The following is a 16477-nucleotide window of genomic DNA, read 5'->3' on the forward strand; positions in this document are numbered from 1 at the left end:
CGGCGACGCCACCGCCGGGCGGGCCGGCGCCTTGCCCGCGGCGGCGTCCATCGCCGCGTTGGCCAGGGCGTCCGCGTGCTTGTTGCGCTCCCGGGGCACCCAGCTGAACCGGACGCTGTCGAACCGGCCGACCAGGCCGGCGGCCTGCGCGGCGAGCGGGCGCAGCCCCGGGTGCTTGATCTGCCAGCGGCCGCACATCTGCTCGACCACCAGCTTCGAGTCCATCCGCGCCTCGACCTCGGCCGCGCCCAGCTCGGCGGCGGCCTCCAGCCCGGCGATCAGGCCGCGGTACTCGGCCACGTTGTTGGTGGCGGTGCCGATCGCCTCGGAGCGTTCGGCCAGCACCTCGCCGGTCTCCGGGTCCCGCACCACCGCACCGTAGCCGGCCGGCCCCGGGTTGCCCCGGGACCCGCCGTCGGCCTCCACCACCACCGCGCGCACCGCCACGGCGACTACAGCCCCGACTCGGCGGTCCGGACCATGATCCGCCGGCACTCCTCGCAGCGGACCACGTCGTCCGGATCGGCCTTGCGGATCCGGGCCAGGTCGGCGCCGGAGAGCTCCAGCCGGCAGCCGCCGCAGCGGGCGCCGGTGAGCAGCGCCGCGCCGAGCCCGGTGTCCTCGCGGATTCGGTCGTAGAGGGCGACCAGGTCGCTCGGGAGGTCGCCGGCGAGCGGCTGCCGGGCGCCGCGCTTGAACTCCTCCTCCTTGGCGATCTCGGCGAGGCTCTCCGTGCGGCGCTGCTCGGCGGCCGCTCGCCGGTCCCGGGCCTCGGCGATCCGCCGCTCCACGCCGTCGAGCACGCCCTGCGCGGTCTCCCGCTGCTCCATCAGCTCCAGCTCGGCGTCCTCCAGGTCGCCCTGCCGGCGGTTCAGCGAGGCCAGCTCGTGCTGGAGCGCCTCCAGCTCCCGGGCCGGGCCGCTGCCGGCGGCGAGCCGGGCCTCGTCCTTGCTCTTGCGGGCGCGGACCTGGTCGATGTCCTTCTCCAGCCGGGCGATGTCCCGGTCCAGGTCGTCGACGGCCACCTGGGCGCGGGCCCGCTCGTCCTCCAGCGCGGAGAGCTGCCGGGCGAGGGCCTCCAGCTCGGCCAGCTCCGGCAGGGTGCGGCGCCGGTGGGCGAGCTGGGCGAGGGCGGTGTCGATCGCCTGCAGGTCGAGCAGGCGGCGCTGCACCTTCGGGTCAGCCTTCACGGTCGGGGCTCCTTGTCGTCCGGTCGGGGCGCGGCGGCGTGCACGGTCCACGGGTCGGTGTCCAGGTCGGAAACCACGGTCTCGACGCCCAGCTCGTCCCGCAGGTGGGCGGCCAGGTCGTCCAGCCAGGGTCGTTCGGTCGCCCAGTGGGCGGCGTCCAGCAGGGCCGGGCCACCGGCGGCGAGGTGCTCACCGGCGGGGTGGTGGCGCAGATCGGCGGTGAGGAACGCGTCCACCCCGGCGGCGGTCGCCTCGGCGAGGAAACCGTCCCCCGAGCCACCGCTGACCGCGAGGGTACGAACCATACGCCCGGGATCCCCGGCGGCGCGAACTCCCCAGGCGGTGGCGGGCAGCACGGCGGCGGCGTGCCGGGTCAGCTCGGCGAGGGTCATCGGGGTGGGCAACTCGCCGATCCGGCCGATGCCCCGCCCCGGCCCGTCGGGCGGGGAGCCGGGACGGGGACGGTGCAGCGGGCGCAGCCCGGTCAGCCCGAACCGGGCGGCGAGGGCGTCGGAGACGCCGGGGTCGGCCACGTCAGCGTTGGTGTGCGCCACGTACAGCGCGACGTCCGCCTTGATCAGGCGGTGGACGATCCGCCCCTTGTACGTCGTCGCGGCGACCGAGGAGACGCCGCGCAGCAGCAGCGGGTGGTGCGCGACGATCATGTCGGCGCCGGCGTCGAGTGCCTCCTCCACCGTCTCCGGGACCACGTCGACCACGCAGGCGACCCGGCTTACGCCGGTGGTGGGCTCGCCGAGCACGAGACCGACCCGGTCCCACTCCTCGGCCCAGGCGGGCGGGTAGCGGCGGTCCAGCGCGGCCACCACGTCGGCGACCGTGGGTGCGGATCCGGTTGTGCTCACGGCCGGCCAGCTTACCGGCGTTCGGGCGGAGGTACGGCCGAGGCGGCCAGGAGGGGCCCCCTGTACCGCGGAATGCGTTGACAAGGGGCCCCTGCTCACACCTCAGCCGACCGGGGCGACCGGGCGCCGGGCGCCGGGCAACGCGGCGAGGCCGGCCGCCCACGGAAAGGCGTCCAGGTGCTGCTCGCCGGTACCCGGCGGGTGCAGCGGTACGACGTGGTCGCCGAAGACCACCTGGACGCCCCACTCGCGCAGCCGGGCCAGGCCGGCGCGGAACGCCGGGTGCGCGGCCATCGCGGTGTTGGTGTACGGGACGGCCGCGATCGGCACCCCGAGCCCCTGCGCCTCGACCAGCAGGCCGAGGGCGAGCGTGTCGGTGATGCCGGCCGCCCACTTGTTGACCGTGTTGACCGTCGCCGGGCAGACCAGCATCGCGTCCGCCGGGGGCAGGACGTCCAGGTCGCCCGGGTTCTTGTAGTGGCTGCGCACCGGATGACCGGTCTGCCGGGCCAGCGCCGCCCGGTCGACGAACTTCGCGCCGTCCGGCGTGGTCACGACGCAGACGTCCCAGCCGTCCCGCTGCGCCAGATCGACCAGCTTGACGACGTCGCGGGCCAGCGGCGAACCGCAGGCGATGACGTAGAGCACCGGACGGTGCCCGTTGGCGGTGTGCGGATCGTTCATCCGCTCATACTCCGACTCCCATGTGCTCAGCCAACTCCGCGATCGGCGGAGGCGGCGTACCCCGTGTGCGACGGAGCACGTCCGACATCACCTCGTGGGCGATCGGCCGGCAGCGGATCTCGGACGGCGCGAGCCGGTCGCCGCGCAGCAGCATCTCGCCGGCGTTGGCGACGTCGCCGATCTGGGCGTAGCCGCGGGCCAGGTCGAGCAGGTGGTGGGCGCGACGCTCGGGCAGGAGGGCGTTGAACGACGGCTCGGGGATGCCGTGGTGGGTCTCCACGGCGCGGCCGCCGTCGCCCAGCTCGACGGCGGCGGCGGCCCGGTGCAGCAGCAGGTTGGTCGGGCCGAAGGAGGTCCAGTAGTGGTTCTGGTCGCCACCGAGCAGGATGGCCGCCTCGTTGGCGCCGGCGAGCAGGTCGTCGACGGTGGCCGAGTCGCCGATCCGGGCGGCGGCCATCGCGCCCTGGAGCAGCAGCATGCCGTAGACGGAGAGGCGTTCCGGGCTGGCGTCGTTGCCACCGCCGGGGGCGAGCCGGTTGGCGATCCGGACGTTGAGTTCGAGCGCCGGGCGGGGTCGACCCATGGCGACGAGAGCGTTGCAGACCCGGGTGGTGGCGATGCCGGCGAGCAGCGGGTCGTCGGCCCGCTGGGCGACCGCCATCGAGCGGTCGGCGGCCAGCCAGGACAGGTCGCACTCACCGAGCTTGCGCAGCACCGAGGAGGCGATCTGGTAGACCTGCCCGAGCAGGTGGGCGGCCTCCCGGGCCTGGTCGCCCTCGTGGCCGGCGTCGGCGGCCTGGGCGTCGCGCAGCAGCTTGGGCAGGGCGCGGGTGAGCATGCCGTAGCGGCCGTACTGGTAGGTGAGCCAGGCGTGGTTGACCGCCTTGCGCATGTCGGCCAGCGGCGGGGGGTAGGGCGCCGCGTCGAAGTAGGCGCTCATCGAGTCGTACCGCTCCAGGGCGGCCCGGATCTCCTCGACCTCGACCTGGTCGATGCAGTTGAGAGCGTCGGTACGCCGTTCCGGGTCCTTGCCGAGCAGCAGCTGCACATCGACCTGGAGGATGTCGGCGATCTCGTAGACGACGGAGAACTTGTCCAGCCGCCGGACGCCGCGCTCCACCTTGTCCACCCAGCTCTTGGACTTGCCGAGGCGGTCGGCGAAGACCTGTTGGGACATCTTGCGCCGGCTGCGCCAGTACGCCACCCGACGGCCTATGGGCAACTCATCCATCTCTCCATCCCTCCCCCTGCCCGCGTCCGGCTGATCTCCCCCGGTCGATCATCGCAACGGTCCGTCGGTATTCAGGTTTTCGCTGGTCGCACACTCTGTACGTCGGCCGTACGGCCATTCCTCGTAGTTTCCGTGCAAGTTGCATCAGCCGTTCGACCGCTCAACGACTGTGAAATACAGCAGTGACGGCGTTCGACGCGTTACATCGGAGCGCCCAATCAGGACATAGAGGGGATGGGGCACACATGTGGGGGAATGTCGGACCGCGCGTGGCTCACCTGTCGCCTTTGGAACGCGTCCGGCTGCGCCGGGTGGCCGTCCGGTACGCGCTGCACGGCTGGCCGGTGACCCCGGGCGCCTGCCTCGCGAACCGCCGATTCGTCTGCGGGCGGGCCGGCTGCCCCACCGTCGGCTGTCACCCCGCGCTGGAGAACTGGGAGCACGCGGCGAGCGCCGACCCGGCCCGGGTGGCCACCTGGTGGCGGGAGCGCCCGCACGGGGTGCTGCTGCCCACCGGGCGGGCGTTCGACGTGCTGGAGGTCGCCGCGCACTTCGGCCGCCGGGTGCTGGACGCGGTCGCCACCCACCCGGCCGGTTTCGGGGTCCGCGGGCCGGTGCTGGTCACCCCGACCGGGCGCTGGATGTTCCTGGTCCGTCCCGGCGACCCGCTCCGGCCGGAGCTGGAGCACTGCTTTCACGTCGTCCGGCACGGCCCCGGCTCGTGGATCGCGGCGCCGCCGACCCGGCTGCCGGAGGGCACGGTCCGCTGGGCGGTCGCCCCGGAACAGGCCCGCTGGCAGCTCCCCGACTCGTACCTGGTGCAGAACGCGCTGATCGAGGCGTTCCGGTCGGCCGGGGTCACGCTCACCTCCGACCTGCTCCCCGGCCAGCTCCCGCTCCCCCGGCGCGGCGGTTGACCGACGACCTCCCGACAGCGTCCTTCCCGTCGGCGCGCTCGTTGAACCGGTGACAGCGCGTACGCGCCAGAGCGGGGGTTGAGCATGTCCAGGGACGACGCGGCCCGCCACACCGGCGGCACCGAACCTTCACGGCACCACCGCCGCCCGTACCGCTGGGGCGGCACCCGCCCCTGGGGCAGCCGGCCCGGCCGCCCCCGCCCCACCGGCTCCCGCCCGGCCATCCTCCACCGCCCCCCGCGCTGACCGCCCCGCCCGAACCGCCCGGCCCAGCCTGGCCCGCTCAGCTCAGTCGACCAGCGGTAGTCGGGTGGAGTGCAGCAGGCGGTTGTCGTCGGTGATCACGGCGTGCAGGTGGCCGTCGAGGCGGTCGAGCCAGCCGATCCCGGACTCCCCCATGGCCAGCGCGGCGGTGGCGTACGCGTCGGCGTACCCCAGGTCCGGCCCGACCACGGTGACCAGCCGTAGCCCGTGCGCCGGCTCGCCCCGGCGCGGGTCGATCACGTGGTGGCCGCGGTGGTGCACCCCGGAGGTGGCGACCGCGAGGTCGGTGCCGGCGAGCACCAGGCAGACCGCCGACCAGTCGTCGGGATGGCGTACGCCGATCCGCCACGGCTCCCCGGTCGGGGCGAGCCCCCGGACCACCACGTCACCACCGGCGTTGAGGCAGTGGTTCGGCGCGCCCGCGGCGACCAGCCGGTCCGAGGCGACCTGCGCGGACCAGCCCTTCACGTAGCCGGACGGGTCGAGCCGCCCGGTGGCGTACGCGTCGAACCAGCCGTCCGTGGCGGCCCACAGGTCGGCGCAGCGCTCCAGCACCAGCCGCAGGTCGGCGGAGGCGTCGGCGAGCCGCAGCTCACCCCGGTCGAGCCGGCACACCTCGCTGTCGTCCCGGTAGGTGCTGAACCGGGCGTCGACCTCGCGCAGCCAGTCGAAGGTCCGGTCGGCCAACTCGGCGAGGCGGGCGGGTGGCAGGTCGTCGGCGAGGTCGAGGCTGATCGCCGTACCCATCACGTCCTCCACCCGGGTGAGCCCGGGCCGCGCCGATGCCGCCAATTCAGATCTGGCTGATCGCGCTCTGCAACGACTGCCGGTACGCGTCGCTGGTGTAGGTGGCGTCGGAGACGGTGTTCAGGTTGGCGCTCTGCTTCTGCACCACCTGGCCGGAGGTGCCGCTGTAGGCGGCCTGCACGTCGTCGCTCTTGCGGCCGGACTCGCCGCTGCTCGGCATCCCGGTCGCCGTCGCGTTGACGATCTTCGTGCCGGAGACGGTGATCTGCACCCGCAGCGAGCCGTACCGGTAGCTCACCGTCGGGCCGTACAGGGTCCGGGTCGCCGGCTTCGGCGCGGCGGTGGTGGTCTTCGGTGCCGCGGTGGTCTTCGGCGCGGTGGGCTTGGCGGCCGTGCTCCGGCTGCCGCTCGCGCTCGGCCGGGCCGACGGTTTCACCCCGGCGGACGGGGCGGACGGGGCCGGCGCGGCGGCCGAGGGACCGCCGGTGGCGGCCGGGTCGAGCCCGCCCGGCACGGCCGGCGGCTGGTCGCCGGGGAGCGCCTGGGTGACCTGGCCGGCGCCGGGTGAGCCCTTCAGCACCACCAGGGCGGTGGTGCTGGCGGCCAGGCCGGTGATCGCGAGGAGCGCGCGACGCATGGGGACCCTTCCTAAAGTTCGAACGTGGCCTGGTGGATCTGCCGTCGGGGCACCCCGGCCTGCCGCAGCACCCGGACGGCCTCGTCGATCAGGCCGGACGGGCCGCAGAGGTAGACGTCGCGCCGGGTGACGTCGGGCACCAGCCGGCGCAGCCCCTCCGGGCTCATCACCTGTCGAGGGCCGGGCTCGTGCCGGGAGCCGATGACGTACCAGACCGAGGTCTGGCGGGCCCGGGCGAACCAGTCGAGTTCGTGGTGCAACAGCACGTCCTGCGGGGTGCGGGCGCGGTAGATCACCGCCGCGCCGGGCGGCAGTTCCTCCAGCAGGGCCCGCAGCGGGGCGATGCCGCTGCCGCCGGCGATCAGCAGCGCCCGGTGCCGTCTGCGGTGCGCGGCGGTGAACGTGCCCGACGGGCCCTCCGCCCAGACCCGGGTGCCCGGGTCCAGGTCGCGCAGGTCGGCGGTGTGCGCGCCGACCACCTTGACGGTGAGCCGTAGCCAGCGGCCGTTGGCGGCGGCGGAGAGCGAGAACGGGTGGGACTGCCACCAGCAGCCGCGGGCGAAGAAGCGCCAGCGGAAGTACTGGCCGCCGAGCATCGGCAGGGAGGCGAGATCGCGGCCGGTCAGGTAGATGGAGATGGTGTCCGGGCTCTCCGCCACCACCTCGGCCACCCGCAGCCGGTGCTTCAGGTTGAAGTGCAGCGGGGCGAGCAGCCGGCCCCACACCAGCGCGGCGATCACCAGCAGGTACGCGCCGTACCAGCCGGTGCGCACCGGGCCCTGCGGGTAGAGCTCGGCGCCGTTGCTGAACTGGTGGGCGTAGCCGAGCACCAGCACCGCGTAGCTGGCCAGGTGCAGCACGTACCAGAGCTCGTACGGCAGCCGGGTGCGGATGGCCCGGATCGCGGTGAACGCGACCACGACCAGGACGCCGGCCGCGACGAACGCGGAGAGCATGTCCTGGTAGTCGCTGAGCATCACCCCGACCTCGCCGAGGATCGAGTGCCGCTCGGCCTCGGCGTAGGCGACCACCAGGGTGGCCAGGTGGGCGAGCATGGCGACCAGCAGGGTGGCGCCGAGGTCGCGGTGCAGGCGGGAGATCCGCTCGCCGCCGAGGGAGCGCTCCAGCACGGCCAGCCGGCTCATCATCAGCACCTGCACCAGCAGCAGGTAGCCGCCGATCAGGCCGGTGATCCGGCCGACGGCCAGCAGCACGTCGCCGGTGGTGGCCAGCCCGCCCGCCGGGGTGTTCAGCCACCAGGGCAGCACGCTGAGCGCCAGGCCGGCCCAGAAGAGCGCGGCGAGGGCGCGCCGGGCGCCCGGCCCGCGCCGGGGCAGGCCCAGGTGCACGGGTACGGCGGGCTCGGGCGGCGCCGGGGCCGGGGCGGCCTGCTGTCGGGGCGCGACCCGGCCGCCGTACGAGGGGTCGATCCTCGTATGGCGGCCGGCGACAGATGTGTCGTAAATGTCGTGGTAAGTCACGCGTACAACTTCATGGGGGCGAATTTCTGTCGGGGGAAGATCTTGTCCACCTGTGCCGTCGTGAGGCCGAACCGGCCCTGCGCGACGGATCCGTAGACGTTGAACATGTTGTTGTATTCGGGTACGTCCCCGCTGTCCAGATCGTTCAATCCCTGCCACGACCCGAGCAGCGATCCGGCGAGCTTACGCCCGCTGAGCAGGGTGATGACACCCCCGTGCCCGTGGTCGGTGCCGCCCTGGTTCGAGGCGACCCGGCGGCCGAACTCGCTGGACACCATGATCGTCACGTCGGCGGCCCGGTCCCCGAGGTCGGTGAAGAAGGCCGCCATCGCGCCAGCCAGCTCGTTGAGCCGACGCCAGAGCTGCCCGCCGTCGCGGGTGCCCTGGTTCTCGTGGGTGTCGTAGCCGCCCATCCCCACGGTGGCCACCCGGACGTTCGCCCCGCCCTTGATGAGCTGGGCGAGCTGCTGGAAGGCGCGGCCCACGCCCTCATACTTCACCCCGGCGGCCGGCTGGTACGGCTTGGCCGCCAGCTTCTGCGCGGTGGCCAACGCGCCCATCCCCTCCCGCACCGCGTCCTCGACCGGGTGGTTGATCCCGGTGAACAGGCCCCGGATCGCCTTCTCGGTCGCCGCCCGGTACCGGTCGTCGCCGTTGAGCCGCAGCTCGCCGACGCTGTTGAGGGACAGCGCGCCGTTCACCCCGACCAGGGAGCGTGGCAGTGTGCTGCCGATGCCGACGCTGCGGAAGGCGGTGCCCTTGCCGAGGGCGTCGACCAGGCTGTCCAGCCAGCCCCGGCCGCCGGTCTCGCCGGGCAGCCCGCCCAGATTGCAGGCGTCGGCGGCCTGGAAGTGGCTGCGCGACAGCCGGGGGTCGGAGACCGCCGGGACGAAGCCCAGCTGCCCGGCCTTGAGCCACTTCTCCAGCGGGGCGAAGGCGCTGGTCAACTTGAAGCCACGGCCGATCGCCAGCGAGTCGTCGCCGAGCAGCAGGTCGGGGCGGGCCTTGCTCAGCACCGGGTCGTCGGCCGGGGCGACCAGGCTCAGCCCGTCCAGCCCGCCGTAGAGGAAGACGTGGATCAGCGTGCCGGTCTTCGTCGCGGCGAACGACGCCGAGGTGGTGACGAACTGGGCGGTGGCCAGGGCGGTGGCGGTGGCCGCGGCGCCCGCCACGAAGGTCCGCCGGGTGACGCCCCGGCCGTCCTGCTGGGCCTCCTCCAGCTCTTCGAGCCGGCGGTACCGGTCCGCCTCGGCGGCGTTCTCGGCCGCGACGATGTCCGCCTCCGCGCGCAGCAGCGCCTCGGCCGGGTTGTCGGCCAGCCGCCGCAGGTCGGGGCATTCGGGGTGCAGGGGGTAGGGGTTCACGCTCATCTCCATCGAATGCCTCACCGGAGGTGGTGCTGGGGGGACGCGAGGATCGTCCGCGCGACCGCGGCGATGGCCCCGTTTAACGTGGCGTCGACCTTGGTGCCCGCCGTTACACCGGCGACGCCGAGCACGAGCGCCTTCTCCCGGGCGCTCAGCTTCTGGTGCACCAGCCGCAGGGCCAGCGCGTCCACGTACGCCCCGGCGGTGGCCGGCGGCTTGGCGACCAGCCGCTCCGGCTTGGCGTAGGTGAACTCGGTGCGCCAGCCGGCGAGCAGGTCGCCGGCCTCGTTCCAGCCGTCCACCATGGTCCCGGCCGAGGTCCAGGCGACGTAGACGTCCGCGTACCCGTCCGGGGTGGGCTTGCCCATCGGGTACTGGCCCAGCTGACGCAGCTTGTCCTGGACCTGCCGCAGCCCCTGGGCGAACGCGGTCCGCCGGCCGTCGCCCTTGAACCCGGGCGAGGCGTTCGGCCCCACCCCGAGGGTGCGGTACGTGGCCACCAGGTACTCCATCGGCCGGCGTACCTTCTGGCCGACCGCCGCCCAGAACTCCGACGAGCGGAACATCGTCGCCAGCACCGGCCCGATCTGGCCGCGGTTGGTGGTGTACGCCTTGGCCAGCCGGTCCACCAGCGACTTCGGCGGGGTGTCCGAGACGAACCGGGTGGCCAGGTTGCGGGCCACGTACGCGGCGGTGGACGGGTGCAGCGCGAGGTACCGGATGTACTGGTCGATGACCTTGTCGGCGGCCTTCGGGTCGGCCGAGTTGTTGGCGTGGCTGAAGCCGAGGATCTTCACCTTGCCCAGGTAGTGCCGGTCGGCGCGGAACACGTACCGGGTGTTCTCGACACCCCGGCCGGTCTGCAGCAGGGCGGCCTGGCGGACGTCCTTCTCGGTGTAGCCACCGTCCACGCCGACCGAGTACAGCTCCAGGTTCTCCCGGGCCAGGTTCTCGTTGACCGCGTCCTTGCGGGAGTCGTTCTGGTTCAGGTAGAGCAGCAGCGCCGGGTGCTTGTTGGCGGCCACCAGCATGTCCGGGTAGCTGCCCAGGGCGTGCTTGCGGATGACGTCCCGGTCGAACGCGTTGCGGTAGATCTCGCCGCCGTCGAAGTCGGCGGCGACGTGCAGGAAGTCGTTCCAGAAGTCGACCATCACCTCGAAGAGCTGGCGGTCGGACCAGATCTGCCGGGCGATGGTGGCGTCGATCGTCTCCCGCGCCGGGTCCACACCCCGCTCGTTGAGCTGGTCCCGCTGGTCGCGCAGCTGCTGCGGGGTCAGCTTTAGCGAGGGCAGCTCGGCCAGCTTCAGCTCCGCCTTCGTCGGGGCGATCTTCTCCGGCGCCAACTGCTCGCGCAGCCAGTCGTCGATGCCCAGCCGCCGGATGTCGGCGAGGACCTTCGGCGTGGCCCCGAAGGTGGCCCGGCTGGCCAGGTGCCGGATCGGGTCCTTGGCCAGCACCGTCTTCACGGTCACCGGGGTGGCCGACGCGGCGGCCGCCGGGCTGGCGAAGAGCCGGCCGCCGGACGGCGAGTTGCGCTTCAGCGCCGCGCCGGCCCGGGAGCCCATGTAGCTCTCGTTCTGCTCGGTGTAGGTGCGCACGGTGCTCGGCTGCTGCCCGCTCGGGCGGGCGGCGGTGCCGTCGGTGGTCACCGTGCCGGTCGCGTCGCCCACCGGGTCGTCGCCGAACAGCCCCCGCACCTGCGGGGACATGGCGAGGGCGGCGCCGCCGGCGACGACCGCGGCGGCGCCGAGCGCGGCGAGGGCCCGGCGCCGGCCGGTACGCGGCTCGTCGTCATCGTCCAGATCGGGCAGTCCGGTGCCGGGCGGCGGGGCGTACCCGGCGGCGCCGAGGCCGTCCGGCCCGACCCACTGCGGCCCGGGGGCGGGCGGCGCCGGTGGAGCGTAGCCGCCGGGCCCGGCGTAGGGGGCGGCGTACGGCGAGGCGGTGTCCACGTGGTACCGGTCCGGGAGGGGGTTCTGGTATCCGTCCCAGCCGCGGTCGTCCCGGGATCGACGCGGTGGCACGTTGCGGTCGGCCATGTACCTGTCCCGTTTTCTTCGAGCGCCGGCACGCCCCGCGAGCAGGTGAGGCGGAGGCGGCGGCGGTTGCCGAGGAGTTGTCACGGGAAGGTAGCCAGGCGTTCCCGGCCGCTCAAGGCGCGCCGGCGGCCCCCGGGAGGGCACTTAAGACACCGCTCAGCCCGCCCCCCCGCGCGGCACCGTACGCACCGGTAACCACCGCGGCGTCCGGAGCTGGGCCGACCCGGCCGGCGAGCGCCCGGACGTAACGTTTGCGCCCGTCCCGGCGCTGTTCGCGCCGTTCGACCGCTCAGCGAAACTTAAGGCCCGGATAAGCCCGCCCTGAGGTCCTCCGGCCGGGAGGTCCGCACCACCGGCCGGACGGCGAAAGTGGCAGCAGGAGCGGCGCGTGACCCGCCGCCGTTGCGGGTATGCCGCCGAACCGCTGAAGCCGTGAGGGGAAGGCACCGCCATGCTCAGCAAAGAGGATCAGCGCAGGTTTGAGCAGATCACCCGCCAGCTGCGGGAGAGTGACCCGCAGTTCTTCGCCCGGCTGGACAACCGGGCCAAGGGCCGCCGTGGCCGGTACCTGATGCTGTTGACGATCGTGCTGTGGGCCTCGCTGCCGGCGATGACGGTACTCGCCGGGCGACTGGCCGGCGCCATCTGCGCGCTGGTGCTGGTGGCCAACGCCGGGCTCATGTGGCACTTCCGGCGGCGCTGGCTATGACCCGTCGCAAGCCGGCGGAGCGCCCGGCTCCGCCGCCGGCCGGGGACGGCCGAACTCCCGGTACGCCCGGCGCAGCCGCTCGACCAGGCCGGGGCCGCCGAGTTCGGGCCCGGGCGGGGCGAGCTGGCGGAGCAGCAGCTCCGGTCCGGCCGCCAGGGTGGGCGGCCGGTCGGGCAGCGGCACCGGGGGCAGCCAGAACCGCTCCACCTCGTCGGCCGGCGGGACCGCCGGCAGGCCGGCGAGCACCCGCCCGGCACCGGCTACCGGCTCGGGCCACGCCACCCCGTCCGGCGCCGCCGCCGGGCCGACCACCGCGCCACTCGCGGTGGCGTCGCCGCCCCGCAGGGTACGCAGCCGGTCGAGCAACTCGGCCCGGCCCCGGCCGCGCCAGTGCAGCAGCCGGAACGGGTCGGCGTCGAACGCCTCGGCCAGCAGGTAGAACGTGGCTGCCAGGTGCTTGCACGGCACCGCGAAGTCGGGGCAGCCACAGTGCTGGTCCAGCTGGTCGACGTCCACCGGGAACAGCGGCGCGCCCGCCGCGGCGAACAGCTCCTCCAGCTCGGGGGGCAGGTCGCCGGCGAGCAGCCGGGCGCTGAAGAACGCCTGCCCGGCCAGTTCCGCCTCGATCCGGTCCCACACCTCCGGCGGGTACGCGGCCAGCCGGATCCGCACCGGGTACGGCGCCGGCCGCGAGCCCTGCACGTCGGCGGTGACCAGCCCGGGGGCGACGTCGAGCCGGAGCACCTGGCCCTTGCGCGCGTACGCCCGGCCCCGGGTGAGCCGGGTGCCGAGCGCGAACGACTCCAGCACCTCCAGGAACCGCCGCGACCACCAGGAACGCCCGATCGCGCCGCGGGTGCTGCGGGCCTTCAGCCCACCGTCGACCCGCCGGGGCGGGCCGAACTCCGCGAACCGGGGGCGCTCCGGTGCCGGGCTCACTCGACCACCGCCCCGGACTCCAGCGCGAACAGCTCGCGCAGCGTGTCGGTGGACAGCTCGGTGACCCACTGCTCGCCGGTGCCCACCACCCGCTGCGCCAGGCTGCGCTTGTCCGCGATCATCGCGGCCACCTTCTCCTCCACGGTGCCGGCGCAGACGAACTTGCGGACCTGCACCCGGCGGCGCTGGCCGATCCGGAACGCCCGGTCGGTGGCCTGGTCCTCCACGGCCGGGTTCCACCACCGGTCCACGTGCACCACGTGGTTCGCGGCGGTCAGGGTGAGCCCGGTGCCGCCGGCCTTGAGGGAGAGGACGAACAGCGGCGGGCCGTCCGGGGACTGGAAGCGGGTCACCATCGCGTCCCGGTCGGCCTTGCCGACGCCGCCGTGCAGCAGCAGCACCTCCCGGCCGGTACGGGCCGACAGGTGGCCGCGCAGCATGCCGCCGAACTCGGCGTACTGGGTGAAGAGCAGGGCCTTCTCCCCCGCCGCGAGCACCTCGTCGACGATCTCCTCGAGCCGTTCCAGCTTGCCGGAGCGGCCCGGCAGGGCCGAGCCGTCGTGCAGCAACTGCGCCGGGTGGTTGCAGACCTGCTTGAGGCGGGTCATGGTGGCCAGCACCAGGCCACGGCGCTCCATTCCGTCGCTGGACTCGATCTTCGCCATCATGTCGTCGACCACCGCGCGGTAGAGCGCCGCCTGCTCGGCGGTGAGGTTGCAGAGCACCTCCATCTCCAGCTTCTCCGGCAGGTCGGCGATGATCGACGCGTCGGTCTTGAGCCGGCGCAGCACGAACGGGCCGGTGATCCGGCGCAGCCGCCCGGCCACCTCGGCGTCGCCGTGCCGCTCGATCGGCTCGGCGAACCGCTTGCGGAACGTCGCGGCCGGACCGAGCAGCCCCGGGTTGGCGAACTGCATGATGGACCAGAGGTCGGCGAGCCGGTTCTCCACCGGCGTGCCGGTGACCGCGATCCGGTGCCGGGCGGGCAGCGACCGCACCGCCTCGGCCTGCCGGGTGGCCGCGTTCTTGATCGCCTGCGCCTCGTCCACCACCACCCGGTGCCAGTCCACACCGGCCAGCTCGTACGCGTCCCGCGCCGCCACCGAATAGGTGGTGAGGACCAGGTCGGCGGCGTGCACGGCGGCGTTGAACTCCTCGCCCCGGGCGCGCTCGGCCCCGTGGTGGACGTGCACGCGCAGCCCCGGGGTGAACCGGGCCGCCTCCCGCTGCCAGTTGCCGACGAGTGACATCGGACAGACCAGCAGCGTCGGCCCGGCCTCCGGCGGGTCCCCGGCGAGCAGCGCGAGCAGCTGCACGGTCTTGCCCAGCCCCATGTCGTCGGCGAGGATCCCGCCGAGTCCGAGCGACTGGAGGAAGGCCAGCCAGGCCAACCCGCGCCGCTGGTACGGCCGCAGCGTGCCGGCGAACCCGGACGGCGGGTCGGCCGGGGTCAGCCGGCGCTCCGCCTCCCCGGCCAGCAGCTCGCCGAGCGCCCCGTCCGCGGTCACCTCCAGCACCGGCAGCCCGTCCGGGCGGTCGCCCTCGGCCAGGCCCAGCCGCAGCAGGTCGGCCACGGTCAGCTCGCCGGCCGAGCGGAGCAGCCGCAGGCCGGCTTCGAGGCGCTTCGGGTCCAGCTCCACCCAGCGGCCCCGCAGCCGGACCAGCGGGGACTTCAGCTCGGCCAGCGAGGCCAGCTCGTCGGCGGTCAGCGGCTGGTCGCCGAGGGCCACCTCCCACCGGTAGTCCACCAGCGCGTCCAGCCCGAGCCCGCCGGAGGCGGCGGCCACCGTGCCGGGGGCGGTCCGTCCGCGCGCCCGCAGTCGGGCGCCCAGCCGCGCCGACGAGCGCCGCCACCAGGAGGGCAGCAGCACCCCGAAGCCGGCCGCGTGCAGCACCGGCGCGCCCTCCCGGAGAAACCGGTGCGCCCCCTCCGCGTCCAGCTCCATCCCCTCCGGCGTGGCGGTACGCAGCGCGTCGTCCAGCTCCGGCCAGAGCCGACTGGCCCGGCCCAGCTCGGCCAGCAGGGTCTCCTGCGGGTCGACTCCCCGGCCGGCGAGCGCCCGCGCCGGTCCGCGCCAGACGTCGGCCGCATCGACCACCAGGCCCGGCTCGTCGGCCGGGTGCAGCCCGAACTCGACCCACCAGGTGCCGCCCTCGACCAGCTCGGCCACGGGATCGGCGGCCGGCTCGACCAGGCGGAAGGCGGCGCGTACCGCGCCACCGGCGGCGTCCCGCTGCCAGGCGTCCAGCTCGGTGCGGAGGGTGTCCAGGGCGGCCGGCGGCACTGTGAACGCCGGATCCGGCCCGGTGAGCGCGGCCAGCCAGCGGGGCACCGGCCCCGGCCGCATCCCCCGGTGCAGCGCCGTCTCCGCGAGCGCCGCGCGGGCGGCGGCGTCGGTCAGCGCGTCCAGCGCGTCGGCGGCCAGCGGCCCCGGCTCCGGCAGCCCGGCTTCTCCCGTGGCCGTCGGCGTGGCCGTGCCGCCAGCGGGGGCAGCGGACAGCGCACCGGAGGTGACGGCCGCGCCGGGCGTACCGGGCGCGGCCCCGAGGACGGTGGCCGCGCCGTCCGGATCGGCGCCGGGGACGACCGGGGCCGCACCAGGAACGGGCGGCACGGCACCGGAGGCCGGCGGCACGGCGCCGGAGGCGGGCGGCACGGCGCCGGAGGCGGGCGAGGTCGCCGCCCGGGCGGACGGCGGCAGGGCCAGGGCGAGCGAGCGCGCCCAGGCCGCGTCCGACCCGGTGAGCAGCGGCCGCCACACGGCCCGGGCGGTCACCGCGTCGCTGGCGTCGACCGGCCGGGGACCCCGCCGGACCGGGGCGGCCCTGCCGGGCCGGACACCGGCACCCGGACCGGGCGGGGTGACGCCGACTCCGGAACCGGACGATCTGACCGGGGCCGCGTCGGGCGACGCCGGGAGGTCGGCCACGCCGGGCAGCAGCCGCCCGCGGACGACCAGGTCGACGGCGAAGTCGGCCAGCTCGGCCAGGTGCCGCAGGCCGGCCCCGGGCACCCCGTCGAGCTGGTCCAGGGCGCGCAGCAGGGGCAGCGCGGCGTCCGGGGCGTACACCAGGGCGGGGGCCCGCCAGCCGGCCAGGGTGACCCGGCCGCGGACCCGGTCGGCGACGGCAGGCCGGACGAGTTCGGGCGAGTCCAGCGGCGCGCCGGCCCGGGTGGGGAGGGTGAGCAGGACGGTGGTGGCCTCGCCCGGGTGATCGCCGAGCGCGGCGGCCAGCCCGGCGTGGTCGGCGGCGAACGGGTGGGGGCGCTCGCGAGGTGCCCGGCCGGGGCGGCGGGGTGGGGCGGCCGGGCGGGCGCTGTCCTCCGCCCAGACGGCGAGACCGGTGCCGACCAGCCACGACCCGTGGATGACCAGCACCTGTGCCCTCCTCGTGACGACTGTCGAGG

General features: G+C 74.8%; 14 protein-coding genes. 2 read left to right on the top strand and 12 right to left on the bottom strand.

Annotated elements, in window-relative coordinates; all coding sequences use genetic code 11:
* From EFE23_RS15050 to EFE23_RS15070, 5 genes are all read right to left on the bottom strand, one after another.
* A partial coding sequence (locus EFE23_RS15050) for a reverse transcriptase-like protein (RefSeq protein ID WP_123241557.1) occupies window positions 1-447 on the bottom strand: 447 nt, incomplete at its 3' end.
* 5 nt (window positions 448-452) lie between these two features.
* Complete coding sequence (locus EFE23_RS15055) at window positions 453-1190, bottom strand: zinc ribbon domain-containing protein (RefSeq protein ID WP_123241558.1); 738 nt, start codon at window positions 1188-1190, stop codon at window positions 453-455.
* Window positions 1187-2053, bottom strand: coding sequence for a Nif3-like dinuclear metal center hexameric protein (locus tag EFE23_RS15060; protein WP_123241559.1), 867 nt, complete (start codon window positions 2051-2053; stop codon window positions 1187-1189). Before EFE23_RS15060 ends, EFE23_RS15055 begins: the two co-directional genes overlap by 4 nt.
* 102 nt (window positions 2054-2155) lie before the next feature.
* Window positions 2156-2737: a flavoprotein gene (locus tag EFE23_RS15065; protein ID WP_123241560.1), complete on the bottom strand. Its 582-nt coding sequence runs from the start codon at window positions 2735-2737 to the stop codon at window positions 2156-2158.
* Window positions 2738-2741: 4 nt separating this feature from the next.
* Complete coding sequence (locus tag EFE23_RS15070; protein WP_123241561.1) at window positions 2742-3968, bottom strand: helix-turn-helix domain-containing protein; 1227 nt, start codon at window positions 3966-3968, stop codon at window positions 2742-2744.
* A gap of 245 nt (window positions 3969-4213) precedes the next feature.
* Between EFE23_RS15070 and EFE23_RS15075 the strand changes: the two genes are divergently transcribed.
* Window positions 4214-4885, top strand: coding sequence for a bifunctional DNA primase/polymerase (locus EFE23_RS15075; RefSeq protein WP_123241562.1), 672 nt, complete (start codon window positions 4214-4216; stop codon window positions 4883-4885).
* Between the two features lie 288 nt (window positions 4886-5173).
* Here the strand turns inward: EFE23_RS15075 and EFE23_RS15085 are convergent, their stop codons facing one another.
* From EFE23_RS15085 to EFE23_RS15105, 5 genes are read right to left on the bottom strand one after another with little or no spacing between them, the layout of a single operon-like run.
* Window positions 5174-5896 carry an FAD:protein FMN transferase gene (locus tag EFE23_RS15085; RefSeq protein ID WP_123241596.1) on the bottom strand — a complete coding sequence of 241 codons (723 nt, stop codon included), beginning with the start codon at window positions 5894-5896 and terminating at the stop codon, window positions 5174-5176.
* 46 nt (window positions 5897-5942) lie between these two features.
* A complete protein-coding gene (locus EFE23_RS15090) occupies window positions 5943-6533 on the bottom strand; it encodes an FMN-binding protein (RefSeq protein ID WP_123241563.1) in 591 nt (196 codons plus the stop codon).
* Window positions 6534-6544: 11 nt separating this feature from the next.
* Complete coding sequence (locus EFE23_RS15095; RefSeq protein WP_233600993.1) at window positions 6545-8014, bottom strand: ferredoxin reductase family protein; 1470 nt, start codon at window positions 8012-8014, stop codon at window positions 6545-6547.
* On the bottom strand, window positions 8011-9384 hold the full coding sequence (locus tag EFE23_RS15100; protein WP_233600996.1) for a DUF1501 domain-containing protein: 1374 nt from the start codon (window positions 9382-9384) through the stop codon (window positions 8011-8013). Before EFE23_RS15100 ends, EFE23_RS15095 begins: the two co-directional genes overlap by 4 nt.
* A gap of 14 nt (window positions 9385-9398) precedes the next feature.
* A complete protein-coding gene (locus tag EFE23_RS15105; protein WP_123241565.1) occupies window positions 9399-11420 on the bottom strand; it encodes a DUF1800 domain-containing protein in 2022 nt (673 codons plus the stop codon).
* A gap of 451 nt (window positions 11421-11871) precedes the next feature.
* Between EFE23_RS15105 and EFE23_RS15110 the strand changes: the two genes are divergently transcribed.
* Window positions 11872-12129 carry a DUF3040 domain-containing protein gene (locus tag EFE23_RS15110; protein WP_123241566.1) on the top strand — a complete coding sequence of 86 codons (258 nt, stop codon included), beginning with the start codon at window positions 11872-11874 and terminating at the stop codon, window positions 12127-12129.
* Here EFE23_RS15110 and EFE23_RS15115 read toward each other — a convergent pair.
* Window positions 12124-13068 carry an SWIM zinc finger family protein gene (locus tag EFE23_RS15115; protein ID WP_123241567.1) on the bottom strand — a complete coding sequence of 315 codons (945 nt, stop codon included), beginning with the start codon at window positions 13066-13068 and terminating at the stop codon, window positions 12124-12126. The genes EFE23_RS15110 and EFE23_RS15115 overlap by 6 nt on opposite strands.
* Window positions 13065-16448 carry a DEAD/DEAH box helicase gene (locus EFE23_RS15120; protein ID WP_123241568.1) on the bottom strand — a complete coding sequence of 1128 codons (3384 nt, stop codon included), beginning with the start codon at window positions 16446-16448 and terminating at the stop codon, window positions 13065-13067. The genes EFE23_RS15115 and EFE23_RS15120 overlap by 4 nt, the downstream gene beginning before the upstream one ends.
* Window positions 16449-16477 lie beyond the last annotated feature (29 nt).

The sequence above is a fragment of the Micromonospora solifontis genome (assembly GCF_003725545.1).
Lineage (GTDB): Bacteria > Actinomycetota > Actinomycetes > Mycobacteriales > Micromonosporaceae > Micromonospora > Micromonospora solifontis.